Source organism: Leifsonia sp. AK011, assembly GCF_013410945.1.
Lineage (GTDB): Bacteria > Actinomycetota > Actinomycetes > Actinomycetales > Microbacteriaceae > Rhodoglobus.
Genome location: NZ_JACCCH010000001.1, coordinates 2,300,092 through 2,324,946 on the forward strand (window position 1 = coordinate 2,300,092; position 24,855 = coordinate 2,324,946).

At 66.2% G+C, this 24,855-nt stretch carries 26 protein-coding genes and 2 tRNA genes; 13 read left to right on the forward strand and 15 right to left on the reverse strand.

The features are described from left to right. Positions 1–3: 3 nt before the first annotated feature. Genes HDC94_RS11165 through clpX form a run of 3 tightly spaced genes read right to left on the reverse strand, consistent with a single transcriptional unit; the run spans position 4 to position 3,620 of the window. Positions 4–1,029 carry an LLM class flavin-dependent oxidoreductase gene (locus HDC94_RS11165; protein WP_218870559.1) on the reverse strand — a complete coding sequence of 342 codons (1,026 nt, stop codon included), beginning with the start codon at positions 1,027–1,029 and terminating at the stop codon, positions 4–6. A 21-nt stretch (positions 1,030–1,050) separates the two neighbouring features. Continuing rightward, entirely contained in the window at positions 1,051–2,298 is a 1,248-nt protein-coding gene (locus HDC94_RS11170) for a benzoate/H(+) symporter BenE family transporter (RefSeq protein WP_179497565.1), read from the reverse strand. Positions 2,299–2,342: 44 nt separating this feature from the next. Further along, positions 2,343–3,620: an ATP-dependent Clp protease ATP-binding subunit ClpX gene (gene clpX / locus HDC94_RS11175; protein ID WP_179497567.1), complete on the reverse strand. Its 1,278-nt coding sequence runs from the start codon at positions 3,618–3,620 to the stop codon at positions 2,343–2,345. Positions 3,621–3,789: 169 nt separating this feature from the next. Here clpX and HDC94_RS11180 point away from each other — a divergent pair, with 169 nt between their 5' ends. From HDC94_RS11180 to HDC94_RS11200, 5 genes are all read left to right on the forward strand, one after another. After that, entirely contained in the window at positions 3,790–4,572 is a 783-nt protein-coding gene (locus HDC94_RS11180; RefSeq protein WP_179497569.1) for a YcnI family protein, read from the forward strand. Positions 4,573–4,575: 3 nt separating this feature from the next. Beyond that, complete coding sequence (locus HDC94_RS11185; RefSeq protein ID WP_179497570.1) at positions 4,576–5,184, forward strand: hypothetical protein; 609 nt, start codon at positions 4,576–4,578, stop codon at positions 5,182–5,184. Between the two features lie 100 nt (positions 5,185–5,284). Beyond that, complete coding sequence (locus tag HDC94_RS11190; protein ID WP_179497573.1) at positions 5,285–5,962, forward strand: YcnI family protein; 678 nt, start codon at positions 5,285–5,287, stop codon at positions 5,960–5,962. A gap of 38 nt (positions 5,963–6,000) precedes the next feature. Then, positions 6,001–6,702 carry a copper resistance CopC family protein gene (locus tag HDC94_RS11195; RefSeq protein ID WP_179497575.1) on the forward strand — a complete coding sequence of 234 codons (702 nt, stop codon included), beginning with the start codon at positions 6,001–6,003 and terminating at the stop codon, positions 6,700–6,702. A gap of 63 nt (positions 6,703–6,765) precedes the next feature. Continuing rightward, positions 6,766–6,909, forward strand: coding sequence for a hypothetical protein (locus HDC94_RS11200; RefSeq protein ID WP_179497576.1), 144 nt, complete (start codon positions 6,766–6,768; stop codon positions 6,907–6,909). A 59-nt stretch (positions 6,910–6,968) separates the two neighbouring features. Here HDC94_RS11200 and HDC94_RS11205 read toward each other — a convergent pair whose 3' ends face one another. Together HDC94_RS11205 and HDC94_RS11210 are read right to left on the reverse strand one after the other, a co-directional pair. Then, entirely contained in the window at positions 6,969–7,628 is a 660-nt protein-coding gene (locus HDC94_RS11205; protein WP_179497578.1) for an ATP-dependent Clp protease proteolytic subunit, read from the reverse strand. Positions 7,629–7,643: 15 nt separating this feature from the next. After that, positions 7,644–8,234, reverse strand: coding sequence for an ATP-dependent Clp protease proteolytic subunit (locus tag HDC94_RS11210; RefSeq protein ID WP_179497580.1), 591 nt, complete (start codon positions 8,232–8,234; stop codon positions 7,644–7,646). A 230-nt stretch (positions 8,235–8,464) separates the two neighbouring features. On the opposite strand from HDC94_RS11210, the gene HDC94_RS11215 reads away from it, so the two are divergent. After that, entirely contained in the window at positions 8,465–8,629 is a 165-nt protein-coding gene (locus HDC94_RS11215) for a hypothetical protein (protein ID WP_179497582.1), read from the forward strand. 31 nt (positions 8,630–8,660) lie between these two features. On the opposite strand, the gene tig is transcribed toward HDC94_RS11215, so the two are convergent. The 3 genes from tig to HDC94_RS11230 all read right to left on the reverse strand — a co-directional run bounded on the left by tig (position 8,661) and on the right by HDC94_RS11230 (position 12,165). After that, positions 8,661–10,073, reverse strand: a complete 1,413-nt coding sequence (tig, locus tag HDC94_RS11220; protein ID WP_179497584.1) for a trigger factor — start codon at positions 10,071–10,073, stop codon at positions 8,661–8,663. 36 nt (positions 10,074–10,109) lie between these two features. Further along, a tRNA-Pro gene (locus HDC94_RS11225) sits at positions 10,110–10,183 on the reverse strand. Positions 10,184–10,275: 92 nt separating this feature from the next. Next, positions 10,276–12,165: an NAD-binding protein gene (locus HDC94_RS11230; RefSeq protein WP_179497587.1), complete on the reverse strand. Its 1,890-nt coding sequence runs from the start codon at positions 12,163–12,165 to the stop codon at positions 10,276–10,278. Positions 12,166–12,271: 106 nt separating this feature from the next. Here HDC94_RS11230 and HDC94_RS11235 point away from each other — a divergent pair. Further along, positions 12,272–12,342, forward strand: a tRNA-Gly gene (locus HDC94_RS11235). Between the two features lie 276 nt (positions 12,343–12,618). Here HDC94_RS11235 and HDC94_RS11240 read toward each other — a convergent pair. Next, positions 12,619–12,792, reverse strand: coding sequence for a hypothetical protein (locus tag HDC94_RS11240; protein ID WP_179497589.1), 174 nt, complete (start codon positions 12,790–12,792; stop codon positions 12,619–12,621). Between the two features lie 135 nt (positions 12,793–12,927). On the opposite strand from HDC94_RS11240, the gene HDC94_RS11245 reads away from it, so the two are divergent. After that, on the forward strand, positions 12,928–13,092 hold the full coding sequence (locus HDC94_RS11245; protein WP_179497595.1) for a DUF2510 domain-containing protein: 165 nt from the start codon (positions 12,928–12,930) through the stop codon (positions 13,090–13,092). 18 nt (positions 13,093–13,110) lie between these two features. Here the strand turns inward: HDC94_RS11245 and HDC94_RS11250 are convergent, their stop codons facing one another. Further along, positions 13,111–13,761 (reverse strand): response regulator transcription factor, encoded by a 651-nt coding sequence (locus HDC94_RS11250; RefSeq protein ID WP_179497597.1) that lies wholly within the window; start codon positions 13,759–13,761, stop codon positions 13,111–13,113. Positions 13,762–13,764: 3 nt separating this feature from the next. Continuing rightward, positions 13,765–15,102: a sensor histidine kinase gene (locus HDC94_RS11255; RefSeq protein WP_179497599.1), complete on the reverse strand. Its 1,338-nt coding sequence runs from the start codon at positions 15,100–15,102 to the stop codon at positions 13,765–13,767. Between the two features lie 199 nt (positions 15,103–15,301). Here HDC94_RS11255 and HDC94_RS11260 point away from each other — a divergent pair, with 199 nt between their 5' ends. Continuing rightward, a complete protein-coding gene (locus HDC94_RS11260; protein WP_179497601.1) occupies positions 15,302–15,790 on the forward strand; it encodes a Dps family protein in 489 nt (162 codons plus the stop codon). 105 nt (positions 15,791–15,895) lie between these two features. Further along, positions 15,896–16,987, forward strand: a complete 1,092-nt coding sequence (locus HDC94_RS11265) for a hypothetical protein (protein ID WP_179497603.1) — start codon at positions 15,896–15,898, stop codon at positions 16,985–16,987. Here the strand turns inward: HDC94_RS11265 and HDC94_RS11270 are convergent. The 4 genes from HDC94_RS11270 to HDC94_RS11285 are packed head-to-tail and all read right to left on the reverse strand — an operon-like array spanning position 16,984 to position 20,497. Next, positions 16,984–18,381: an amidohydrolase gene (locus tag HDC94_RS11270; protein WP_179497605.1), complete on the reverse strand. Its 1,398-nt coding sequence runs from the start codon at positions 18,379–18,381 to the stop codon at positions 16,984–16,986. The genes HDC94_RS11265 and HDC94_RS11270 overlap by 4 nt on opposite strands. After that, positions 18,368–18,991, reverse strand: coding sequence for an FMN-binding negative transcriptional regulator (locus HDC94_RS11275; RefSeq protein ID WP_179497607.1), 624 nt, complete (start codon positions 18,989–18,991; stop codon positions 18,368–18,370). The genes HDC94_RS11270 and HDC94_RS11275 overlap by 14 nt, the downstream gene beginning before the upstream one ends. Before the next feature lie 26 nt (positions 18,992–19,017). Further along, positions 19,018–19,989 carry an Fpg/Nei family DNA glycosylase gene (locus HDC94_RS11280; protein WP_179497609.1) on the reverse strand — a complete coding sequence of 324 codons (972 nt, stop codon included), beginning with the start codon at positions 19,987–19,989 and terminating at the stop codon, positions 19,018–19,020. A gap of 19 nt (positions 19,990–20,008) precedes the next feature. After that, positions 20,009–20,497 carry a ribose-5-phosphate isomerase gene (locus HDC94_RS11285; RefSeq protein WP_179497611.1) on the reverse strand — a complete coding sequence of 163 codons (489 nt, stop codon included), beginning with the start codon at positions 20,495–20,497 and terminating at the stop codon, positions 20,009–20,011. A gap of 100 nt (positions 20,498–20,597) precedes the next feature. On the opposite strand from HDC94_RS11285, the gene HDC94_RS11290 reads away from it, so the two are divergent. The 3 genes from HDC94_RS11290 to HDC94_RS11300 all read left to right on the forward strand — a co-directional run bounded on the left by HDC94_RS11290 (position 20,598) and on the right by HDC94_RS11300 (position 24,847). After that, on the forward strand, positions 20,598–21,245 hold the full coding sequence (locus HDC94_RS11290) for a hypothetical protein (protein ID WP_179497613.1): 648 nt from the start codon (positions 20,598–20,600) through the stop codon (positions 21,243–21,245). Positions 21,246–21,278: 33 nt separating this feature from the next. Next, complete coding sequence (pepN, locus tag HDC94_RS11295) at positions 21,279–23,846, forward strand: aminopeptidase N (RefSeq protein WP_179497615.1); 2,568 nt, start codon at positions 21,279–21,281, stop codon at positions 23,844–23,846. 86 nt (positions 23,847–23,932) lie between these two features. Then, the gene (locus HDC94_RS11300) at positions 23,933–24,847 is read left to right on the forward strand and encodes a mechanosensitive ion channel family protein (protein ID WP_374757271.1); all 915 of its coding nucleotides are present in this window, start codon (positions 23,933–23,935) and stop codon (positions 24,845–24,847) included. The last annotated feature ends 8 nt before the right edge of the window (positions 24,848–24,855 follow it).

A 24,855-nucleotide genomic window follows, 5' to 3' on the forward strand; every position in this document is an offset into this window, starting at 1 on the left:
GAACTACGGGGCGATTGCACGCAGGGTGGCGAGCTTCGACGCGAGGTCCGGTCCCTGCGGCGCGACTATCACCTCGTCGGCGCCCGTGCTCGCGGCGAGGTCGGCGATGCGCTGCGTCGCGTGCGTGACATCCCCGATCGCCTGGTGGGAGTTGCGCTCCCTGACCCACTCGAGTTCCTGGGCCGACCACGGATACGCCTCGGCCTCGGCGAGACTCGGGATGCGACCGGGACGCTCCCCCTTGCGCATCCGCACGAACAGCAGGCCGTTCGGCAGAGCCAGACGCTCCGCCTCTTCGGCGTTCTCGGCAACGAGAGTGGAGACCGCGACCATCGAGTGCGGCTCGGTGAGAACAACGGAGGGTGTGAAGCTCTCCCGGTAGATGTCGAAGGCGACACGCGTGTTCGGACCTCCCGCGAAGTGATGGGCGAAGGCGAACGGGAGGCCCATCATCCCCGCCAGGCGCGCGCTGAAGTCACTCGAACCGAGAAGCCACATCTCGGGCGAGTCACCGAGCCCCGGCACGGCCACGATGCGCGAGCCGATGCCGTTCTCGAGCGGCGGGATCGTGCCGAACCATGCAAGGAGCTCGATCACCTGGTTGGGGAAGTCGTCGACCGATTCCTGAGCCGCGCGGCGGAGAACAGCCGCCGTCAGACCGTCCGTGCCAGGCGCACGTCCGAGCCCGAGGTCGATGCGGTCGCCGTGGAGCGCGACGAGCGTGCCGAACTGCTCGGCGATCACGAGGGACGAGTGGTTCGGCAGCATGACTCCACCGGAGCCGACGCGGATCGTGGACGTCGCGGCGGCGATCGCCCCGATGAGCACCGCAGGGGCGGATGACGCGACGGCGGGCATCCCGTGGTGCTCCGCGACCCAGATCCTGCGGTAGCCGAGCTTCTCCGCCTCCTGCGCGGTGGCGATCGTGTCGCGCAGCGCTTCGGCGTGCGACATCCCCTCGTAGACGGAGGCGAGGTCGAGGACGGAAAGGGGGATGCTCATGCCGGGGTCAACGCCCGTGGCATCCACCCCATTCCGTCACCCGGCACGCTAGGCCTTCGGGGTGGTCTCCGGCTCGGCGGGCGAGCCAGCCTCGGCGGACTCCCCCGGCGCCCCGGAGGGTGCCGTCTCGGAGATCGGCTCGGGCTTCGGGCGGCGTTGCCAACCGAGCCACAGCATGACGATGCCGCCGGCCAGGAGCCCCCAGAAAGCGGAGCCGATTCCGGCGATGACGATGCCGGAGGCGACGACGAGGAACGTGATGATCGCCGTGATCCGGTGCTCGGGAGCCTCGAGGGCACCTACGACGCTCGAGATGAGCGCTCCGAGCACGGCCAGGCCTGCGACAGCCGTGATGAGGATGGAGGGGGCCGCATTCACCAGGGCCACCGCGGCTCCCGCACCGAGACCGAGCGGAATGTAGAGCAGTCCGTTGGTGAGCGTCGCAGTCCACCGCTTCGAGCGGTCGGGGTGCGACTCGTCGCCCGCCATGATCGCTGCTGTGATGGCACCCAGGTTGATGGCGTGTCCGCCGAAGAACGCCGCTCCCGCCGAACCGAGACCGGTACCCACGAGGGCGAAGCGCGGCGGCACCGTGTAGTCGTTGCTCTTCATGACGGTGAAGCCCGGAATGTTCTGGCCAGCCATGGTGACGATGAAGAGTGGCAGCCCGAGGCTGATGACGGTGTTGATGTTGAAGGTCGGTGCGACGAAGGTCAGTTGGGGTGCGATGGATGCCTCGGTGATCCAGTCGCTGCCGGCCGAGATGAACACGCACACGATCGCGACGACCATGGCCGCGGGCACCGCCCAACGGGGCGCAAGCCGGTAAAGCACGAGCCACGTGAGAACGATCGGGCCGGCGAGGAGGGGAAGCTCGGCCACCGCCTGGAACGGCGCCAGGCAGATGGGCAGGAGCACGCCGGCGAGCATCGCGCTCGCGAGCGGCTTGGGGATGCTCGTGATCGCACGCCCGAGCCAGGGCCAGAGCCCGCACAGCACGATGAGAATCGCGCTGACGATGAAGGCACCGACGGCGTCGGAGAAGGTGATGCCCTGGCCCGCCGCGGCGAGCAGCACTGCTGCGCCGGGCGTCGACCACGCGATCGCGAGCGGGATCCTGAGGACGAGGGCGCCGATCGTACTGACGACCGCTGTGGCCAGACAGATGGCGAGGAGGCCGGAACCGGCCTGCTCAGGGGTGGCGCCTACGGCGATGAAGGCGGCAATGACAAGAGCGAAGGACGACGCAAAGCCGGCAATGGCTGCGACAAAACCTGCGGAAATCGACTGGAACATTCCGCCAGCCTAGGGTCGTTGCCTTTGGCAACAAAACCGACGCGCTAAGCGGACTTCTCCGTGCGCAGGTTCGTGCGGGGAACGATCGTCGGTGCAGCGTTCTCGAGCACTGCCGCACGCGTGACGATCACTCGACCGACCTCTTCGTCGGAGGGCACATCGAACATGATCGGGCCGAGAACCTCTTCGAGAATCGCGCGCAGACCGCGGGCACCGGTCTGTCTGAGCACAGCCAGGTCGGCGATGGCCTCGAGCGCGTCCTTGTCGAACTCGAGCTCGACACCGTCGATCTCGAACATGCGCTGGTACTGGCGAACAAGCGCATTGCGCGGCTTGGTGAGGATCTCCATGAGGGCGACCTGGTCGAGCTGCGTGACCGTCGTCACGACGGGGAGGCGTCCGATGAACTCGGGGATGAGACCGAACTTGTGCAGGTCCTCGGGAAGCACCTCACTGAACAGGTTGACGTCGTCGCCCTTGCTGTGGAGGGGCGCGCCGAAGCCGATGCCCTTCTTGCCCGCGCGGCTGGAGATGATCTCCTCGAGGCCAGCGAAGGCACCGGCGACGATGAACAGAACGTTCGTGGTGTCGACCTGGATGAACTCCTGGTGCGGATGCTTGCGGCCGCCCTGCGGCGGAACGGAGGCAACGGTGCCCTCGAGGATCTTGAGCAGCGCCTGCTGCACACCCTCGCCCGAGACATCCCGGGTAATGGACGGGTTCTCGGCCTTGCGAGCGATCTTGTCGATCTCGTCGATGTAGATGATGCCGGTCTCGGCGCGCTTGACGTCGTAGTCCGCGGCCTGGATGAGCTTGAGGAGGATGTTCTCCACGTCCTCACCAACATAGCCAGCCTCGGTGAGGGCCGTGGCATCCGCGACCGCGAAGGGCACGTTGAGGCGCTTGGCGAGGGTCTGGGCGAGATAGGTCTTGCCGCAGCCCGTGGGGCCGATGAGCAGGATGTTCGACTTGGCGATCTCGACATCCTCGACGATCGCGTCGGCCGAGGTGATCGTGTTGCGGGCGCGAACTCGCTTGTAGTGGTTGTAGACGGCGACGGAGAGCGAACGCTTGGCGTGCTCCTGCCCGATGACGTACTCCTCAAGGAAGTTGTAGATCTCGCGGGGCTTCGGCAGGTCGAACTCGCTCGAGACCTCCTCGCCCGCTTCAGCGAGGCGCTCCTCGATGATCTCGTTGCACAACTCGACGCACTCGTCGCAGATGTACACGCCGGGGCCGGCGATGAGCTGCTGCACCTGCTTCTGGCTCTTTCCGCAGAATGAGCACTTGAGGAGGTCAGCGCTTTCCCCGATGCGGGCCATCTGGTCGTTCCTCTCCCCGGCGGATACTTGACACCGAGCCTAACCCGACAGTGGCGCGCATCCAGTCACCTGCGGAAAAGCGGTGGCGGCGTGCCGCACTCAGGATCGTGGCGCTTCCGTGTGTGGCACTATTGTGCTCGCATCCAACAAACGTCACGAGGAGGTGGCCTTGCGCAGGATCGCATCCGCGGCAGCCGTCTGTGCTGCGCTGGTCGCGGCATCCGTCATGTCCGCAGCACCGGCGTCGGCGCACGTCATCGCCGAGACCGCGACGGCCCCGGCCGGCTCGTACACGGTCGTCACCTTCAGCCTGTTGCATGGATGCGAGGACTCACCGACCACGTCGGTGACCATCGAACTGCCGGAGGAGATCCTCGCGGTGACCCCGACAGCGCAGTGGAACTGGACCATCTCCGAGACGGTGGTTCCTGCGACCGTCGAGGGCACGAGCATCACCGAGCGCACGAGCGCGGTGACCTTCGACGCCGAGACACCCCTCCCATCCGGGCAGCGCGCCACGTTCGACCTGTGGCTAGGAATGCCCGATGGCCAGCCCGGGGATGTCGTCGCCTTTCCCGCGTACCAGACCTGTGAAGACGGGGCGACCCAGGACTGGGTCGGCGATGAAGCCCCCCAGGTGATCCTGACGGAGCCCGTCGAAGGTGGCGCGCACGGTCACGGCGGCGAGATCATCCCCGACCAGGGCGGCACGGCCATCCCAGGCGAGCACGAGACCGAACACACCGACGTCGCCGCGACGGCCGCCGACCCACTCTCGCGACTTCTCGCTGCCGGTGCACTGCTTCTCGGGCTCATCGCCCTCATCGCTGCCTTCACCGGACGCCGTGGGTCCCGCGACGCCGACCACTACGTGCCAGTCACGGAGCCCGCAACCGGCGACGAACCCTCGTCGGCCGATTCTGCACGCCCGGACCGTTCAGGGCAGGATTGACGGATGCACGCCCCCACGCCCCGCGAGCCCGGCTCCGCGATGACGACTCGCGTCGCTCGCGCTGCCCGTGGCTGGGGCGTCGCCGTCTTCGCGACGGCAACCGCGGCCGTGTCCCACGGACTCGCTGGCGGCACCTTCCCCGGAACGTTCGGAATTTTCGCGTCTCTCATCCTCGCGGGCGCGGCGAGTAGCCTCCTCACCACCCGGCGCCAGTCGCTCTGGAGGTTGGCCGCTGCGGTCGCAATCACCCAGGTGATGTACCACGCCGTGTTCAGCGGAATGGGCGATCCCACAGCACCCGTCGTTGCACACCACTCCGCGCTCCCCCACCTCATGCCGGTTCACTCCCACGCCGGTTCCATGTGGTTGGCGCACGTCATCGCAGGCATCGTCACCCTGGTCGTGCTCGTGCACGCCGAATCGGCGCTGTGGAGCCTCGGCCGTACCATTCGGCTCGTCGTCGCTCGATTCCTCTCGTTGTGGCGTCCCGCTCCCGTTGCCGTGTCCGTCGCGCTTCCCGTGGAGCGGCGCGACAGCCGGCCGTCTCCCCTTCTCGTCGTTCTCTCCCTGATGAGGTATCGCGGCCCACCCCTGTCGCCGCTCGCCGTCTGACGGCATTCATCCCTCGACAGAACCACCGGCATCCCGTCGGCGGCTGTCCTGCGCGCGCAAACATGCCGCGCCTCATCAACCACCCCGAAAGAGAACTCCCATGAAGAAGAACGTCCTGTCCATTGCCGCGCTCCTCACGGCCGGCACTGCCCTCGCCCTCGCCGCGCCCCTCAGCGCGAGCGCACACGTGACAGCCAGCGCAAGCTCCACCGCCGCTGGTTCGTACAGCGTCATCACGTTCAGCGTGCCGCACGGCTGCGAAGGCTCTCCCACCACCGCGATCGCAATCGAGATCCCCGAGGACATCCTCTCGGTCACCCCGACCCGCAACCCCTACTGGACCTTCGAACTCACGAAGACTCCGCTCGACCCACCCACCGAGGACCAGTCCGAGCGCGTGAGCGTGGTCACCTACAGCGCGGAGACGCCTCTGCCTGAAGGCGTCCGCGACACCCTCGAACTCTCCGTCAAGCTGCCGGCTGGTGAAGCGGGCGACGTTGTCGAGTTCCCGGTCACGCAGACCTGCGAGGAGGGCGAGACTCTCTGGGTGGGCGACGAGGTCCCGTCGATCACGCTGACCGCGGCCGAGGAGGGTGACGGCCATGGGGCCGCAGCGACCGAGGATGAGACCGCGCATGCGGAAGAGGAAGTCGCGCCGATCTCGTCGACCCAGCCCGCTGACGATGTTCTCGCCAGGGTGCTCGCAGTCGTGGGGCTTATCGTGGGTGCCGCAGGCCTCGCATTCGGCGTGGCAGCCCGCAGGAAGGCGACAAAGTAACGATGACGCGAATCGCGAAGACTCGAAGAGCAGCTCTCGTGGCTGCTCTGGCCCTGGCCGGACTGTCGCTCGGTGCAGCCGCGCCTGCGGCTGCACACAGCTACATCGTGGCGAGTTCGCCCGCCGAGGGCTCGACCATCTCCGACGTGCCCGAGAACTTCTCCGTCACGGCAAACGAGCTCCTGCTCGATCTCAACGGTGATGGGAGCGGCTTCGCGATCCAGGTCGTGGATGCCGCTGGCCTCTACTACGGCGACGGCTGCACGGTCGTGTCGGGCTCCACGCTCTCCATGGGCGCCACGCTGGGCAACGCGGGTGACTACCGGGTGTACTGGCAGGTCATCTCGGCTGACGGACACGTCGTTTCCGGCGAGTTCCCATTCGTGTGGGCGCCGGGCGATGGAGCTGTGAACACGCCCGGTCTCGGTGCACCCCCGGTGTGCGGTGAGTCGGCGACCGAGCCGACACCCACTCCCAGCGCGACGCCCGAGCCCGACGAGGCCGTCGCGCCGGAGCCCTCGGCAACTGCGACCCCGGTCGCCGAGATCGACGGTGAGAGTGTCGCATCCGTGAACCCCTTCTATATCGCTGGGGGAATCATCGGGCTTCTCGCGGTCATCGTGGTGATCGTGACGGTGGCTCGCCGCCAGAGCATGGCCGGCACGGATAATGCAACACCGCCCTCATCGGACGGTGAACCGCCCGCGGACGACCCCGGCTCCACCACGGAGAACACCTAGCAACAGCCTGAGGGGCGCATCCACCGGGTGCGCCCCTCTCGCTGTACCGGCAGAATGAGTCCCATGACCAATCCGATGTTCATCGCCCTGGCCGTGCTCTCCGCGCTCTCCGCCGTCGCTGTCATCCTGCTCGCGATCAGGTCGTTCCGTGGCATCCGTGGCAAGGACGGGGACGACGACAACTGGAACGCACCGCCCAGTTCCTGAACTGCCCGCACCAACGACAAAGGCCGCCCCTGAGGGAGCGGCCTTTGTTCTGTGGTTGGCTACGCGGTAAGCGCCGCCGGGGCGTTCTTGCGGGACGACAGCACCTGGTCGATGAGTCCGTACTCGACGGCCTCCTCGGCACCGAGGATCTTGTCGCGCTCGATGTCCTTGTTGACCTGCTCGACCGTGCGGTTCGAGTGCTTGGCGAGCGTCTCCTCGAGCCAGGTGCGCATGCGCAGCACCTCGAACGCCTGGATCTCGATGTCCGAAGCCTGGCCGCCACCCTGGCCCTGAATGGCCGGCTGGTGGATCAGGATACGGGCGTTCGGGAGTGCGAGGCGCTTGCCCTTTGTGCCACCGGCGGTGATGACGGCGGCGGCGGAGGCGGCCTGTCCGAGCACCACGGTCTGGATCTGCGGGCGGATGTACTGCATCGTGTCGTAGATCGCCGTCATCGCGGTGAACGAGCCACCGGGCGAGTTGATGTACATCACGATGTCGCGGTCGGGGTCCTGCGACTCGAGCACGAGCAGCTGGGCCATGACGTCGTCGGCGGACGCGTCATCCACCTGGACACCCAGGAAGATGATGCGGTCCTCGAAGAGCTTCGCGTACGGGTCCTGGCGCTTGTAGCCGTAGGCCGTGCGCTCCTCGAAGGTCGGCAGGATGTAGCGCGAGTTGGGCAGGTTTCCTGCCGCTGCGAATGTGGGGGCTTCCATTGTTGTCTTCCTGCCTTACTTCTTCGAGCCGCCGGCCGTGACCTCGGCCACGTCGAGTGCGGTCTCACGGATGTGATCGACGAAGCCATACTCGAGGGCTTCCTGTGCGTTGAACCAACGGTCGCGATCACCATCGTCGGTCACCTGCTCGACCGTCTTGCCGGTCTGGGCAGCAGTGATCTCGGCGAGGCGGCGCTTCATGTCGAGGATGAGCTGGGCCTGGGTCTGGATGTCGCTCGACGTGCCGCCGAACCCACCGTGGGGCTGGTGGAGGAGCACGCGTGCGTTGGGGGTGATGAATCGCTTGCCCTTGGTGCCCGCGGTCAGCAGGAGCTGGCCCATGGATGCAGCCATGCCGATACCCACGGTCACGATGTCGTTCGGGACGAACTGCATCGTGTCGTAGATCGCCATGCCTGCGGTGATCGAGCCGCCGGGCGAGTTGATGTAGAGGGAGATGTCACGCTTCGGGTCCTCGGCCGCGAGGAGAAGCAGCTTCGCCGCAATCTCGTTGGCGTTCTCGTCACGGACCTCCGATCCGAGCCAGATGATGCGGTCCTTCAGCAGCCTGTCGAAGACAGATGAGACCAGTGCCGGTTCGGCCATGTGATGCGCTCCATTCAGTTATTACCTGCTGATGAATCTATCCGAGCGCCGCTTGCGATTCGGGCCTGTTCGCCGTGGGCAGAGTCCGTGTCCCCCCACCACACCCAGCCCCACCGCGAGTTGCCCACTTCGGCCAGTGTTGTTGGATAAAGACCGGCCGAAGTGGGCAACTCACGGGGCCAGGGCGTGTGGTCACCCGCTCTGTCGGTGGTGAGAGTGATGATGCTCGTATGGCAGACATCGACATCCGCGAACTTCGGGCCTACGAGCCGTACTGCGCCGACTGCGGTGAGTCCGGCCCCATCGAGACGAGCGCGTTCCTGGCGTTCGCGTGGGAGCAGTCCCACGATTGTGAGACGGCGAAGGCCGCGAACGAGTTGTCCGCGGCCTCCTGACCTGAGCTGCTAACCCCGAGGGGCGATGCGGCTACTTGTGGTCGTGTCCGTAGTGCTCGTGACCGGGCTTGCGGCCGTGCGAGTCCTTCATGTTGCCGTTGTCGTGCTCGTGACCGGCGTCGCCACCGAAGTCTGACGGCTCGATGAACGTGTCGTCGTCGTTGTTCGTGAGCGGACCCGTGAACTCCGAGACATCCACCGACTTGCCCTTGGTGTCGACGACCTTGGCCTTGGAGAGAACCGTGGCGAGAGCCTTCGAGCGGGCGACCTCAGCCACCATGCTGGGGATCTGGCCGTTCTTGTCGAGCACCTGGATGAACTCGCCCGGCTCCATGCCGTACTGCGCGGCCGACTGCACGAGGTAACTCGTGAGCTCGTTCTGGCCGACCTTAATGCCCTCGGCCTCGACGATTGCGTCGAGGAGGATCTGGGTGCGGAACGTCTTCTCGCTCGACTCGGTGACCTCGGCGCGGTGCACGTCGTCCTCGAGGCGGTTCTCGTTCTCGAGGTGACGGTGCACCTCGTCCTCGACCAGCTTGGGCGGGACAGGGATGTCGAGGCTCTTCAGCAGCTCGTCGACGATCTGGTCGCGTGCCTGAGCACCCTGACCGAAGACCTTCGACTTCTCGATCTGCTCCTTGATGTCGGCCTTCAGTTCAGCGATGGTGTCGAACTGGCTCGCGATCTGGGCGAAGTCGTCGTCTGCCTCCGGCAGCTCACGCTCCTTGACGGCCAGGAGGTTGACCGTGATGAGTGCGGTCTCGCCCTCGTGGTCGCCACCGAGCAGGGTGGACTCGAAGGTCGTGGTCTCGCCGGCGCTCAGTCCGTCGAGGGCCTCGTCGATTCCCTCGATGAGCTCACCGGAGCCAACCTCGTAGGAGATGCTCGTGGCGGAGTCGACCTCGTTGTCGCCGATGGCGGCGGTGAGGTCGAGCTGGGCGAAGTCGCCGGTCTTGGCCGGGCGGTCAACGGTGATGAGCGTGCCGAAGCGACCACGCAGGTTGTCGAGCTCGTCCTTCAGGTCGTCGGCGGACACCTCGATGGGGTCCACCGTGAGCGTGAGCTTGTCGTACGCGGGAAGCTCGATCTCGGGGCGCACGTCAACCTCGATCGCGACGACGAGGTCGCCGGTGAAGTCCTTGACGTTCGGCCACGTGACGATGTCGGCCTGCGGGCGTCCGATCGCACGGACCTTCTCGTCGGTCGCGGCCTGGCGGTAGAACTTGTCCAGTCCGTCGTTGACGGCGTGGTTGAGAACCTCTTCGCGGCCGACGCGCTGGTCGATGAGCTGCGGCGGCACCTTGCCCTTGCGGAATCCGGGAATGTTCACGGACTGCGCAATGTGCTCGTACGCGTGGTCGATACTCGGCTTGAGATCTTCCGGGGTGACATCAATGGTCAGCTTGACGCGTGTGGGGCTAAGCGTCTCAACGGTGGTCTTCACGTCGTGGTTCTCCTGTGGTGGTGGTGTGACGATGTGTCGGGGCGACAGGATTTGAACCTGCGACCTCCCGCTCCCAAAGCGGGCGCTCTACCAAGCTGAGCTACGCCCCGCGCGAAGCGAGTTCAAGCCGGAACCGACCAAGTATATCTGGATCGGCCAGGCAGTTCGCCGCGAGCCCGCATACGGAGCGGACCGGCACCGATCACCCCTCGGCCAGAACGATGATCCTATCCGAGGCCGTGAAACTGATCCTGTCCGGCTTCGCAGGGTTGACCACGACGCCATACTCCCGGTCGGCCGCGTGGGCGAGCGCGTCGATGCGATACCCGATTGCTGTCTCGCCCCGTCGGCGCGCCGCCTCGAGGACCGTGTAGAAGTCGATCGCCGTGCCGGGCTCCACGTAGAGGGCAGCCGGCTGAAGGTAGATCTCGCTGCCCACGCTGGAGAACAGGAGCTCGAAGACATCCGTGAGCTGCTTGTTCTCGGAGACCTGCGAGAGCATGAGACTCACCAGTTTGTCGCTGACGATGAAGTCATCAGCGCGAGTGACCTCGGCAAGTTCACGATTGCGATCGTCGAGCATCTCGCTCACGATCTTGAGGTCGATACCTGCACGCTGCTCGATGTCGCGCAGCTGCAGAAGCGTGATGAGTGTCTTGCCATCGGCCCGCTGGGTGTCGAGAAGTCCCTTGTACGCGAGCACGATGATGTGGTCGAAGGCGTCGACACCCAGGGCATCCAGGGTTGCTCGGCTCGTGGCATCCCCCCGCTCGAAGGTGATGCTGAGGTTCTCGTAGCGCGGGAACACGGGCTCATCGACATCAGCGAGGAGCGTGACGGACGAGCCGGGCGCCACGTACTCGTCGAGTTCCTTGAGCATCGCCGGGAGACCGCTGTTGAAGCCGAGGACGAGAGTGGACTCCGGTCGCGCGGCGGCCGACTGTGAAGAGCTCACGGCCGAAGCATCCGGAGTGCCCGGCGCGGAGAGGACGATGGCGCTGTCGTCCTCGGCGATGACGATGAGCTGGTCCCCGCGCTCGTAGATGGTCTCGGGCGACGGGTTGAGCTCCACGACGCCGGCCTTGACCATGCCCATGACTGCCGACGTGGCGAAGGCCAACTGAGTATCGAAGTACGTCATGCCGTAGAGACTTGGCTGCTCGGTGAAGTAGATCTCGTCGCCGTCGAAGTCGAGCAGTTCGGAGTAGACGATGCTGAGTCCGCTCTGTCGGCAGGACTGCACGGTGATGCGGCCGATGAGCTCGTCGCTGATGACCCAGTGTGCTTCGTCACGACCCACCAGTCGCGCGGCCTCGAGGTTGGTCGGATGGTCCAGCTCCCCGACGATGTGGTACGGCTCAGCCTTACGGCCTGGGTTGTTCGTCAGCGCGAGTGCGGTCTTGATGACGTCGGCGTCGGGATCGGGGCTGCCCTCCGGACCGATCAGGATGATGCTGCGCGCGAGGTTCGGGTTGCCGATCTCCAGATCCGTGAGGTTCACGGGGTCACCGGTTCGGCAGATGATTCTCGTCTTGCCGGTGTCGCCCACCTGGGATTTGATCTCGTCCTCCATCTCGACCTTGTCCTTGTCGGCAAGCACGACGATGACAGCTTTTCCGCGCGACTCGTTGGCTACGACGATCTCACTGATGATCGGGAACACCTTGCTGCTCCAGCCGAGGATGAGCGTGTGGTCGGACTCGAGCACCTTGGAGCGACCCTTGCGCAGTTCTTCGACCTTGGAGTCGAACGCTCCCGAGATGATGCCGATGAGGCTCGCGACGATGATGAGTCCGCCGATGGTGATGACAAGCATCAGGATGCGGAAGTACCATCCCTGGTCCCCACCCATGGTTCCGGGGTCGAGCGTGCGCATGAGGCCGCCCCAGAAGATGTCCCAGGGCGTGTAGTCCTCGGAGAACTGGTTGTACTTGTCCGGCAGCAGCGCCACGACGACGACCGTGATGCCACCGACGATGAGAACGAGCGCCACAGTAGCGAGGCCCAGGAGACCCATGAGCGCGATCGTGCCCTTCGACATCCAGTTGTCGAACCAGTAGCGGAAGCGCTCGGCGAAGCTCGGGTTATTCATGTGTGCGTCCTGTCCGGATGATGGTGGACATAGCGTGGCACAACGGCTGACCCCCGCGTGACCCAAGTTCGGGTAGAGTTCTTTCCGCGCGGTTTCATGCCGCTGCGGGGATGTAGCTCAATGGTAGAGCCTCAGTCTTCCAAACTGATTACGCGGGTTCGATTCCCGTCATCCCCTCACAGATGAGTAAGGCCCTCGCCATCGGCGGGGGCCTTACTCATCTGTGAAAACGGAGGAGTGAATCGAATTGGGCCCCCGCTGAGCAGTCCGGGCGGGCGCGCAGCGATCGACCGGCGGCTCAGTAGGGGATTCCCGTCATCCCCCAGGAGCACGGCAAAGCCGTGCGACGCCGCACCATTCAAGCCCTAGCGCTCTCGGACCCATGCTCACGCAACTCCCACCGCGGCCTTGAAGACCGGGCCCCATCGCCGACAGGGCACCCGTGGGGTTCGGCTAGCTGTCGACGCGCTTGAGGATGTGCACCGGCACGAAGAGGCCGGCGGTGGTGATCAGGATGCCCGCAACGAACAGCACGCCCTCGAGACCCGGCACGAAGAACGCGGAACCCATGAGGTAAATGCCGCCGACAAAGAGAGCCAGGGACACGAGGAAGGCGATCAGCTTCATGCGTTCACTCTATCGGAGGACGCGTGTCACCCCTACGGGGGTCTAGGCGTGTACCCCATCGTGTCCTCTACTATGAGGACACCCGAAAGCAGTTCACCCGATTGCTTACCCTGCTGTTTACCCGAGGATTCGATCATGCCCGAAAACGAGTCGATTGCCCCCTTCGGCTGGTACCCGGACCCCGCTGGCAGCGGCCTGCTGCGCTGGTGGGATGGTTCCGCCTGGACGGAGCGCGTCGAGCGCCCGCGTCCGGAGGTTCAGCCAGCGTTCGGTTACTCCTCGAGCAGGCTCGCTTCCTAGCAGCCACTGCTCGCCGTGCTACTCCTGGCGCTGAAGCCAGGTGAGCACGGCGAGCACCCTGCGGTGGTCGCTGCCCGAGTCATCCAGAGCCAGCTTCTGGAAGATGGATGTCACGTTCTTCTCCACCGCGCCCGTGCCGATCACGAGTGCCCCGGCGATCGCCGCATTCGTTCTTCCCTCCGCCATGAGCGCGAGCACTTCACGCTCCCTCGGGGTGAGAGTCGTCAGAGGGTCATGGCGTCGTCCCAGGAGCTGGCCGACCACCTCCGGGTCGAGGACGGTTCCGCCGGCTGCGATCCTCTCCACGGCGTCCTTCAACTCGTCGAGTGAGGCGACGCGATCCTTCAGGAGGTAGCCCACTCCCCCGCTGCCGGCCGCGAGTAATTCCTGTGCGTACGCCACCTCGACGTACTGGGACAGCAGGAGGATGCCCACGCTCGGCATGAGTCCGCGCGCCGTGATCGCGGCGCGCACACCCTCATCGCGGAAGGTCGGTGGCATTCGCACGTCGAGAACGATCAGGTCTGGCGTCGTCCCCTGGAGGCCCGCCAGGAGTTCGTCCGCGTTCCCGTAGGCGGCAACGACGTCGAATCCCGCCTCATCGAGCACACGAACGAGCCCCTCGCGCAGCAGCACCGAGTCATCTGCGACAACTACGCGCGTGGTCATGGGTCAAGGGTAGGTGAGGGGTAGACGCGCTGAGATCGTGGTGGGTCCGCCGACAGGGCTCTCGACCTGCAGGGTGCCGCCCACGCCGCGCAGTCGTTCGCGGAGGCCAGCGAGCCCGTGGTCGTCGACCATGGTCGCTCCGCCCGACCCGTGGTCCGTGACATCCACCGTCAACCAGCCCGCATCGACCGCAACCGTGACATGGGCCTCGGTTGCACCGGAGTGCTTGCCCGCGTTCGTGAGAGCTTCGGCCCCCACGAAGTAGGCGGTGCGCTCGATCTCCTGCGGGATGACCGTGCCCTCCGGCAACTCGTCGACCACCTTGGCGGGGATGGGACCGCGGATCGCTACGGACTCGAGTGCGGCGACGAGCCCCCGGTCGAGCAGGATCGGCGGAGCGAATCCCCGCGACAGGGCACGAAGCTCTTCGAGCGCATCCTTCGACTGCTGCATCGCGTCGGAGAGCAGACCCTTCGCCTTCTCGGGGTCGGTGTCCATTTGCCGCTCGGCGGCAGCGATGTCCATCTGGAGCCTCACGAGCCGCTGCTGGGGACCGTCGTGGATGTCACGCTCCAGCCGCCGCAGCGAGTGCCCCTCCGCCGACACCGCGGCACCGCGCGACTCCGCCAGCGACGCGACCTCCTGCTGTAGCGCATCCGAACGGAATGCCGCGAGCATCCCGCGGGCGACGGCCCAGTGGAGGGAGGTCAGCGCGCGTGTGACGAACGGGAGTGTGACGAGGAAGATGATCCCGAGTATGAGCTGGAACAGGTTCTCGGCCACCAGCGGGTCAGGGGCGGCACCGCCGAGGCGTTCGATGATCCACTGCGAGAGGAAGAAGTCACGGTCACCGTCCGGAATAAACCCGTCCCAGAACCAGTAGCTGATTCCACCGAGCCCGACAGCCACCCACGTGACGGTGATGGACCACGTGATGGTCGTCACGACGAAGTCGACCACCATCGTGTGCAACAGGTAGAGCCAGTAGTGACCGTTGCCGAGGGTGGCGCGGATCCATCCGACGAAGCCCGTCCTGGCACGGGCATCCTGCCATTCCGGCTTCTCGATGGCCGGCCGACCTGCGAATCGCAGCAGCCCCAGAGTGAGGGTGCCGAACCCGCGGGCCACGTACAGGGCGCCGATGATGAAGAGCAGGCCGACGAGTACCGCGAGCAGTCCAGCGCCAGAGGAGAAGAGCCCGATGGTGACGACGAAGCCGACGAGAGCGATCGGGAACGCGATGAAGAGGAACGCGAGTTCGCGTGGCACGGAGCGCCAGAGGTCGCCGTAGCGGCGGAGCGCGGTCGGGTGCGGGGAGGCCGTGGTGAGTGGGGCGGTCATGGGATTCCTTTCGATTGTCCCAGCCTTGCGACCGCTGCGTCGCCCGGGAATCGGGCAGCCACACGGATGTGGAGTGGGGCTAACCCCCGGATCCCTTGGTTGACACACTTAGCGTTGCCTCAGCTTGCTTGCGGAATGCCTGAGCGTGCGTAGCGTTTAACCACTACGTACCGACACGTACAGGTAAGGGAGTCACACAATGGCCGAAACGAAGACAGTCCCCCAGTCCACGAGCGACCCGGATGTCACGAGCGGCGTCGCACAGTTCCTCGGGCCGGTCGTCACCGACCTCACCGCCCTCTCGATCGACGGCAAGCAGGCGCACTGGCACGTACGGGGCGCCAACTTCCAGGCCGTCCACGAGCTCCTCGACTCCGTCGTCGACCACGCGCGCGACTATGCGGACACCGCCGCCGAGCGCGTCGTCGCCCTCGGTCTGCCGATCGACGCACGCACCCAGACGGTCGGCAGCAAGGCGACCACCCCCGTGATGACCGCCGGATTCCAGCAGGCGGACGCCGTGATCACCGAGGTCATCGCCGCGATCGATGCGACCCTCGTGACCGTCCGCACCGCCGTGACCGAGCTCGGCGAGCTCGACCCGGTGAGCCAGGATGTCGCGATCGAGATCGCCCGCGGCCTTGAGAAGGACCGCTGGTTCCTCTTCGCGCACCTCGCGGGCCAGTAAGCACGTACCCCGTACAACGCCCCGTGTCGCCCCCTTGGGGGATGACGCGGGGCGTTGTTGCGTCGGCATACTCGTCGTGTACCGCCCAACGATGAGGGGATCGCCATGGCCGCGCACGACATTCCGGATACTCCTGAGATCCGAGCCACGATGGATGCCAGTCAGGCGGAGGGGATGAAGAGCCTGGGGCTCGCGTCATCCACCGTCGAGAAATGGGAGGACGGCTATCGCGCGGCGAAGGCCGCGGACTCGACGTTCGAGTGGTGGTACTTCGACTGCCAGTTCGACGACGGCTCGACCCTGGTGGTCACGTTCTCCAACAAGCCACATACCGACCCGTCCGGGCCGCTCACACCGACCGTGCTCGCCATCCGCCAGCTCCCGGATGGCACCCGCCAGCACCTCGAGCCGACGTTCCCAGCAGAGCAGTTCAGCGCCTCGACCGAGCAGTGCGACGTGTCGATCGGCAAGAACACGGTCAGGGGCGACCTCGACACCTACGAGATGCATCTCGAACTCGACGACCTCACCGCCGACGTCACGATCACGCGAGCCGCACCCTCGTGGCGACCCGGGGCCGGCATCAACTACTTCGACTCGGCGCGTGACCACTACCTCGCCTGGGTCGTGCCGGTGCCCTATGGAACGGTGAGCGCAACCATCACGGAGAACGGCTCGACCTCGACGCTCACCGGTAGCGCCTACCACGATCACAACTGGGGCAACCACCTCATGGGGTCGTTCCTCGACCACTGGTACTGGGGCCGAGCCCATGTCGGTGACTACACGATCGTCTACGTTCGCATGACGACGAAGGGTTTCATGGGTTTCGGGGAGATCAACATCCCCACCTTCTACCTCGCCAAGGGCGAGACGCTCATCACCGACGACCTCCTCCCACTTCGCCTGGTCACGAGCGGGGACGTGCCGGGTCCCGGTCACCAGACCTACCCGACGCGCATGGAGTGGACGTGGCACAGCGACCGCGGCTCCATCTCCATGACGGCGACCAACCCGAAGCTCATCGAGTCGCTCGATATGGCGGTGCCGCGCCATGGCTTCTCGAAGCTCGTGCATGCGGCCGAGCATCCGATGTACTACGACTTCAACGCGGACCTCGAGCTCGATATCGCGCTCGATGACCTCACCGATCACGTCGTGGGTCGCACGCTCTACGAGAAGATGATGTTCCGCTAGAGCCGCTCGTGGGTGATGCGCCCACCGAGAACGGTCAGGGCAACGGGCATCCGCTCGAGTAACGCGCCGTCCGCGTCGAACGGGTCTGCCTCCACGGCGACGAGATCAGCAGGTTCCCCCTCGGCGACGCTCGAACGCACGGACGCCGCGATCGCCTCCTCCGGGGTGATGCGCTGCTCCGGATGCCACGGCTCCCGATCCCCGCGCCTGCGTGTGACCGCGGCCGAGATCGCGATCCACGGGTCGAGCGGGGAGACGGGTGCATCCGACCCGAGCCGAAGAACTGCACCGGCATCGAGCAGGCTCCGGAAGGCGTAGAGACCGCCAGTGCGCCCGTCCCACACCGAATCGGCGAGGTCCCGGTCGTCCATCGCGTGCTCCGGCTGGACACTCGCCGCAACACCGAGCGCGGCGAAGCGGGGCAGGTCGGCGCTGGAGAGCAGCTGGGCATGCTCGATCCGGCCGGTCGCGCCAACGGCCTCGAAGGCGTCGAGCGCGAGGGTGTTGGCGCGGTCGCCGATCGCGTGGACCCAGGGCTCGATCCCGGCCTTGGAGGCTAGGGTCATGTACCTGCGAAGGTCGTCGGGTTCGACGGTCAGGAGGCCTGTTCCGCCATCGGGGTAGGCGTCGTAGGTGAACGCGGTGCGCGTACCCAGCGAGCCATCCGTGAGCACCTTGTAGCCCCCCACCGTGAGCAGGGGCTCGAGTTCGAGTCCCGTGTGCAGCCCCTGGTCGATCGCCCGCTCGAGGTCCTGCGTGTAGATGGCGAACTGCACGCGCAGTGCGTCGTGGCCAGCGGCGATGCGGCGCTCCCACGTGTCGCGGTTCCACGCCATCTCGAGATCGGCGACACCGACGACGCCGCGGGCAGCGGCAGCCGTGGCTGCCTCACGCGCCCAGGAGTCGAGGATCGTGTCATCCACCGTTCCCAGGGCTGCGGTGACGGCGAATGCGGCGTCCTCGCGGAGGAGTCCAGTGGGGTGGTGCGCATGACCGAACCGCTGGAGCGCGGCCGTGTTGAGCCACACCGAGTGGAGGTCGCCACTGAGGAGAACGACCGGCACCGTGGGAGCAGCGGAATCGAGGAGCTCCTTGTGCGGGGCATCAGGCCAGAGGCCGTCGCGAAAACCTACGCCGACCAGCAGATCGTCGCCGACGGCCGCACGAACGATCTCGGCAGCCTCGCGAGCGGATGCCGCGGCAGACACGTCAAGTCGCTGCGACGTGAGCGCCCACTGCGTGAAGTGCACGTGTTCATCCCAGAGGCCGGGAAGCAACCATCGGCCCGCGAGATCGATGTCGCCGCTGCCGATGGACCCGATCTCGACGATCCGACCGTCCTCGATGCGAACGTCGACGTCGCGATCGGAGACGCGCGCGTTACCGAGAAGCATCGCGGTCCAGCCGGGTCATCTCGCGTGCCAGCGGCGGATTGGCGTAGTTCTCCCCCGCCTGCAGCTCGCTGATGATGCGCTCGCGCACCTCCGGCGACTTGTTCTGGCTCAGCTTGAGGCGCGCGTCGAACCGTGTGACGCGCAGTCGGATACCCACAGTGCCCTTGGCAATGCGACGGGAGGACTCCTCGTCCAGCTCGAGGCTCACCGGGTGGGGCATGGTGTCCTCGAAGTAGTCGACGAGCTCGCCGAGCACCCGGAAGTTCTCCTCGTCGGAGAGAATCTCGGGAACGCCGTAGAGGTGCGCCGTGACGTGATTCCAGGTGGGGATGATGTCACCCTCGTCGTACCACCCGGGCGAGATGTAGCCGTGCGGGCCCTGGATGATGACGAGGATCTCGTGCTCACCAAGCTCGTGCAGCTTCTCGTCTGGGCGCCCGACGTGGGAGACGATGACGATGTCATCCTCGTTCTCCTCGAGGACGACCGGGTAGTGGCTCGCGACGAGCCCGGCGCTCGTGTGGGAGACGATCGTCGCCCACGAGTTGGCGCGGATGAGCCGCTTCACTTCCTCGGGATCGGTCGTGATGTAGCCGGGCGTATGTCTCATGCAGCCAGCATCCCACGGGATGCGCGTCAGGCCTGGTCGAGGGGGCACCAGTAGAGCTTGCGGCCGCCGATCTCCTCCATGACGATGGGCGTTCCGCAGAGACGGCACGGCTTGCCGGTGCGGTGGTAGACCCAGTGCCGATCGTCACGACTCGCGAGCGCGGCCTCGTAGCGCGCGCCACGCAGACCGTCCATAGTCAGCATCTGTCCTGTCTTCACGCCGATCTTGAGGAGCTTCGTCCAGTCACGCCAGAGCGCGCGTACCGTCTCCTCCGGCACGTCACGCCCTGGGGTGTGGGGGTTGAGCCGGGCACGGAACAGGAGCTCGGCGCGGTACACGTTGCCGATGCCGCTCACGACCGACTGGTCCATGAGGAGGAGTCCGATAGGCGTGGGCTTCTTGAGCACGGTTGCAGTGAACCGATCTTCGGCCTTCTTGCCCGTGTCCACGAGCGGATCCGGGCCGAGACGGTCGATGACGGCCTGAACCTCGTCAGGGGTGAGGACGTCGCACGCGGTCGGTCCGCGGAGGTCCGCGCAGGTTGCATCCGTCAGCAGCCGGACGCGAACGGCGCCGATGGGCTCCGGCGGGAAGGACTCGAGGGGTGCCTCGAGTCGCTCCTGCTCGGCCATCCGCAACCGTGTGCGCCGGGGTGCTCCGATGCTCGAGAGCGAATCCTCGAACCCTCCCACGACGGTGCCACGCTGGTTGGTCTGGCCCATGCGTCCCGCGGCCGAGGCGATCGTGGCATCCGCCGTGATGTCGCCGGAGAAGTCCCAGGCCCCATAGATGCCCAGGTGCACGCGGAGCCACAGATCGTGATCGAACTCGAGGAACATCTGCTTGCCGACGGCTTTCGCGTCGACCATCTCGTGGCCGTCGAGCTGGGCTGCTCCCGCCGCAAAGCGGCCCTGGGGAGAACTGGCAGCGATGCGCTTGCCGACGAAGTGCAGCCCGAACTGCCGGGCGATGCGGTGGACGGAGTGACCCTCGGGCATGGACTGTGTCCTCTCGGGGCTAGGCGCCGATCGGGTGGCCCGCGATCTGCCCTGTCTGCTCGTACTCGGCCAGCTGCGCGATACGACGAGCGTGACGCTCCTCACCCGAGAACGGCTCCGCGATGAAGAGATCGATGAAGTTCTTGGCCTCCTCGACGGTGTGCTGGCGTGCACCGATCGAGATGACATTGGCGTCATTGTGCTGTCGCGCGAGCAGGGCCGTCGACTCGTTCCAGACGAGGGCGGCACGGATGCCCTTCACCTTGTTCGCGGCAATCTGCTCGCCGTTGCCCGAACCGCCGAAGACGATACCGAGGCACTCGATGCCGGCAGCCTGGTCCCGCGCCACGGCGAGCGCCGCGTTGATGCAGAACGACGGGTAGTCGTCGAGCGGTTCGTAGGTCTGGGGTCCGTGGTCGACGACGTCATGGCCCGCGGCACGGAGGTGTGCCTGGAGGTCTGCGCTGAGCTCGAGGCCGGCATGGTCGGTTGCGATGTGGATGAGCATGACCATCAGTTTAGGGTTCACGTTCGACGTGGGTCTGGCGCAGGAGGGGGTAGCGGGAGCACACTGGTCGTACCGGATTCTCCCTCGAGCAGGAGGCGCCATGACCATAACGCAGTCGACCCCGCAACTCATGCCGATCCTCTCTGCTGGGCGCCACCGGAACGCGTCCCGCGGAGCGTGCTTCATGGAGTACGCCTCCTTCCTCGCCGGTGAGCGTTGGAGCGACAGGCCCGCCTGCACCCACCCGCTATTGGCCTCGCTCGCGCGCGATGTTAATGACCTGACCACGGATGCCCACCGAGGCGAGCTACTGCCCCTGGTGCCCCGGGTGGTCGGCCTCAACCCGGCGAGCGAGCTCTACTCGGCGGAGGTCGCCGTGCTCGCCGCATCGGCGGCACTCCCGATCGCGAGCATGGAGCGTCAGCGGGCACTCGCGGCCGGCCTCATCTCGCTCGTACGGCGAGCGGAGGACGACCGTCTGGAGCGCATCGCCGAGGAATCTCTGGCCCAGGTTCCGGACATCCAGCGCTGGGCGCAGCGCTACCTGAACGAGGTGTACTCCGCCCGCGGATCGTGGACCCACGCCGCCGAGGCGATCGTGCACACGTCGACGGTGGGCATCGCGCTGGCCTGCGTTGCCGACCCTGAGTCGCAGCTCAAGGACCTGCTGGTCGCCGCCATCCAGGCCGGTGAGCGCATGACTCAGCGCGTCGGTATCACCCCGGATCGGTTGCTCGTCGACAGTTAGGCTGGACTCCCACGAACGAGCAGGGAGTGTGCTGTGCCAGGAGAGAATCTCACCCGTGTCGAGGCCCAGGAGCGTAAGGCCCTGATCGATGTGCAGTCCTACGAGGTCGCGCTCGACCTGACGACCGGTCCCGAGACCTTCGGTAGTACGACCACGGTGCGGTTCACCGCCACGCAGGGCGCATCCACGTTCATCGACGCGATCACCCGCACCGTTCACTCCGTCACGCTCAACGGCACCGCACTGGATGCCACGGCCGTGAGCGACGGCACGCGCATCCAGCTCGACAACCTCTCGGACACCAACGTGCTCGAGGTCGTCGCAGAGGTCGAGTACTCCCGCACTGGCGAGGGCCTCCACCGCTTCGTGGACCCGGTCGACGACGAGGTGTACCTGTACACGCAGTTCGAGGTGCCGGACTCCCGCCGCGTCTTCGCCGTCTTCGAGCAGCCCGACCTGAAGGCGACCTTCCAGTTCACGGTGACGGCGCCAGCCGACTGGGCCGTAGTCAGCAACTCCCCCACGCCGGTTCCCTCCCCTGCTGTGCTCCCCGAGGCTCTCGAAGGGGGCGCTGCGACCTGGACCTTCGCACCCACACCCGTTCTGTCCAGCTACGTCACCGCGCTCGTGGCTGGTCCGTATGAGTCTGTGCACTCGGAACTCACGTCGAGCGATGGCCGTGTCATCCCGCTCGGGATCTTCGCCCGCAAGTCGCTCGCCCAGTACCTCGACGCCGACTACATCTTCGAGAAGACCCGCGAGGGCTTCGCGTTCTACGAGGAGAAGTTCGCCTACCCCTACCCGTTCGCCAAGTACGACCAGCTGTTCGTGCCGGAGTTCAACGCCGGCGCCATGGAGAACGCGGGCGCGATCACCTTCACGGAGACGTACGTGTTCCGCTCGAAGGTGACGGATGCCATCAAGGAGCGTCGCGTCGTCACGATCCTGCACGAGCTCGCCCACATGTGGTTCGGCGACCTCGTGACCATGAAGTGGTGGAACGACCTCTGGCTCAACGAGTCGTTCGCGGAGTGGGCCTCGACGCTCGCGACCGCCGAGGCCACCGAGTGGCATGAGGCGTGGACCACCTTCCAGGCGATGGAGAAGAGCTGGGCCTACAAGCAGGACCAGCTGCCATCCACCCACCCGGTCGTCGCGACCATCAACGACCTCGAGGACGTCCAGGTCAACTTCGACGGCATCACCTACGCCAAGGGCGGTTCGGTGCTCAAGCAGCTCGTCGCGTGGGTGGGTATTGACGCCTTCATGGCGGGTGTTGGCGCGTACTTCCGCAAGCACGAGTTCGCCAACACCGAGCTGACCGACCTGCTCGTCGAACTCGAGAAGACCTCCGGTCGCGAGCTCACGAGCTGGAGCAAGCTCTGGCTCGAGACCGCGGGCGTCAACACGCTCCGTCCCGCGATCCAGACCACGGATGACGGCGCCATCGCGTCGTTCGCGGTGCTCCAGTCCGCCGAGCCCGACTACCCCACGATCCGCCCGCACCGCCTCGCGATCGGTTTCTACAACCTCCGTGACGGCAAGCTCCGTCGCGACCACCGCGTGGAGATCGACATCGACGGTGAGCGGACCGAGGTTCCGGAACTCGTCGGCCTCGCCCGCCCTGACCTCGTGCTCGTCAACGATGAGGACCTGGCGTACGCCAAGATCCGACTCGACGCGGAGTCGCAGTCGGTTGCGATGGAGCACCTCGAGGACATCGACGACCCGCTGGCTCGTGCGATCGTCTGGGGCGCCGCCTGGGATGCCACGCGTGACGCCGAGACCCGCCCGAGCGACTACGTGCAGCTCGTGCTGAACAACATCGCCGCCGAGACCGAGTCGACCACCATCCGCACGACCCTCACGCAGCTCCTGTCCGTGGCCCGGTACTACGTCGACCCTGCTGCACGGGGTGCGACGATCGCCACGGTGGGCGATGGGCTCTGGACTCTCGCGCAGCGGGCGGATGCGGCATCCGACGCGCAGTTCCAGTTCGTGAAGTTCTTCGCCAACATCGCTTCGACGTCCGAGCACGTGGCGTCGCTCCGCGGGCTGCTCGACGGCTCGATCACGCTCGACGGGCTCGAGATCGATACCGACCTCCGGTGGGAGTTGCTCGAGGGACTCGCACTCAACAACGCGATCTCCGATGCCGAGATCGAGAGCGCGCTGCTGGCCGACAACACATCGAACGGCCAGCAGGCCGCCGCGCGGGCACGTGCCGCAGTCCCGACCGCCGAGGCGAAGGCGACCGCGTTCGCCTCGCTCGCGGACAGCGACACCCTGAGCAACGCGATCGTGCGTGCGGTGACCATGGGCTTCCAGCACACAAATGACCCGGCGTCGCTGGCCCCGCTCGTCGAGCCGTACTTCGCGTCGCTCGACGAGATCTGGGCCACGCGCAGCTACAAGATCGCCGAGCACTTCGTCGAGGGCCTCTACCCCGCGCCGCTCGCGTCGCAGGACCTCGTGGATGCCACGAACGCCTGGCTCGACACGCATCCCGACTCGCCGGCCCTGCGCCGCATGGTGATCGAGAACCTCGCGGGCGTGGAACGTGCGCTGCGTGCCCAGGCGCGCGACGCCGCGGAGGTGTAGCAGCCCTGGACCCCTTCGCATTCTTCGAGGCGCTGCCTGACCCGCTCAAGCGGCTCATCCTCATCGCGATCATCATCGTGGGTGCGGTGCTGCTTCGGTTCGTCCTGATCTTTGTCATCCGTCGCGTCGTCAACCGCGTCGTATCCGGGGTGAAGAAGAGGCACAACGTGGACGACACGCGTGAACTCGAGGCGTCGCCCCTTGCCGCGGTGCGCCTCGTCCAACGCACGCGGTCCCTGGGCAGCGTGTTCTCGAACGGCGCGACCGCCATCATCGTCGCCGTCTCCATCCTCATGATCTTCGCCGTGGCTGCCCCGGGTGCGACTGGCGCCTTTGCCCTGATCACCGCTGCCGTCGGTGCTGGCCTGGGTTTTGGAGCGCAGAACATCGTGCGTGACGTGCTCAACGGCATCTTCATCGTGTCCGAGGACCAGCTCGGCATCGGCGACGTGGTCGACACCGGCCTCGCGACGGGTGTCGTGGAGGATGTCGGCATTCGCATCACCCAGATCCGTGACGTCAACGGCACGCTGTGGTTCGTGCGCAATGGCGAGATCCTGCGCCTCGGCAACATGTCGTACGGGTGGGCGCGGGCGATCATCGACCTCGCGGTGCCCTACGACGCGGATGTCGACGCGATCCAGGCGCGCATCCTGGAGGTCGCGAACGAACTCGCCGCTGACCCGAAGTGGAAGCACCGCATCATCGAGAAGCCCGCCCTGTGGGGCATCGAATCGATCTCCGCCGAGGCCGTGGTGGTGCGCCTCGTCGTGAAAACCCGATCGACGGCGAAGGACGACGTGGCCAGAGAGCTCCGGTGGCGACTCAAGAAGGCGCTCGACGAGATGGGTGTCCGGCTTCCGGCACTCAATTCGATCGTGCTCACCGGGTTCGACGGGGCGGCGGGGTTGCGCAGCTCGAAAGCGAATCGGCAGAAGCCCCCGGCATCCCTCGACGATGTCGCCAAGAAGAACGCAACACCAACGAAGGGCGACGGATGACCGCGCAC

Coding starts and splice junctions, on each gene's coding strand:
- HDC94_RS11170 (WP_179497565.1), bottom strand. CDS start 2,298: ATGTTCCAGTCGATTTCCGCAGGTTTTGTCGCAGCCATTGCCGGCTTT.
- HDC94_RS11250 (WP_179497597.1), bottom strand. CDS start 13,761: ATGACCACGCGCGTAGTTGTCGCAGATGACTCGGTGCTGCTGCGCGAG.
- HDC94_RS11215 (WP_179497582.1), top strand. CDS start 8,465: ATGGCAGACATCGACATCCGCGAACTTCGGGCCTACGAGCCGTACTGC.
- HDC94_RS11255 (WP_179497599.1), bottom strand. CDS start 15,102: ATGACCGCCCCACTCACCACGGCCTCCCCGCACCCGACCGCGCTCCGC.
- HDC94_RS11240 (WP_179497589.1), bottom strand. CDS start 12,792: ATGAAGCTGATCGCCTTCCTCGTGTCCCTGGCTCTCTTTGTCGGCGGC.
- HDC94_RS11275 (WP_179497607.1), bottom strand. CDS start 18,991: ATGAGACATACGCCCGGCTACATCACGACCGATCCCGAGGAAGTGAAG.
- HDC94_RS11265 (WP_179497603.1), top strand. CDS start 15,896: ATGGCCGCGCACGACATTCCGGATACTCCTGAGATCCGAGCCACGATG.
- HDC94_RS11290 (WP_179497613.1), top strand. CDS start 20,598: ATGACCATAACGCAGTCGACCCCGCAACTCATGCCGATCCTCTCTGCT.
- HDC94_RS11260 (WP_179497601.1), top strand. CDS start 15,302: ATGGCCGAAACGAAGACAGTCCCCCAGTCCACGAGCGACCCGGATGTC.
- clpX (WP_179497567.1), bottom strand. CDS start 3,620: ATGGCCCGCATCGGGGAAAGCGCTGACCTCCTCAAGTGCTCATTCTGC.
- HDC94_RS11280 (WP_179497609.1), bottom strand. CDS start 19,989: ATGCCCGAGGGTCACTCCGTCCACCGCATCGCCCGGCAGTTCGGGCTG.
- HDC94_RS11230 (WP_179497587.1), bottom strand. CDS start 12,165: ATGAATAACCCGAGCTTCGCCGAGCGCTTCCGCTACTGGTTCGACAAC.
- HDC94_RS11205 (WP_179497578.1), bottom strand. CDS start 7,628: ATGGAAGCCCCCACATTCGCAGCGGCAGGAAACCTGCCCAACTCGCGC.
- HDC94_RS11190 (WP_179497573.1), top strand. CDS start 5,285: ATGAAGAAGAACGTCCTGTCCATTGCCGCGCTCCTCACGGCCGGCACT.
- HDC94_RS11185 (WP_179497570.1), top strand. CDS start 4,576: ATGCACGCCCCCACGCCCCGCGAGCCCGGCTCCGCGATGACGACTCGC.
- HDC94_RS11270 (WP_179497605.1), bottom strand. CDS start 18,381: ATGCTTCTCGGTAACGCGCGCGTCTCCGATCGCGACGTCGACGTTCGC.
- HDC94_RS11245 (WP_179497595.1), top strand. CDS start 12,928: ATGCCCGAAAACGAGTCGATTGCCCCCTTCGGCTGGTACCCGGACCCC.
- HDC94_RS11285 (WP_179497611.1), bottom strand. CDS start 20,497: ATGCTCATCCACATCGCAACCGACCATGCCGGCCTCGAGCTCAGCGCA.
- HDC94_RS11210 (WP_179497580.1), bottom strand. CDS start 8,234: ATGGCCGAACCGGCACTGGTCTCATCTGTCTTCGACAGGCTGCTGAAG.
- HDC94_RS11200 (WP_179497576.1), top strand. CDS start 6,766: ATGACCAATCCGATGTTCATCGCCCTGGCCGTGCTCTCCGCGCTCTCC.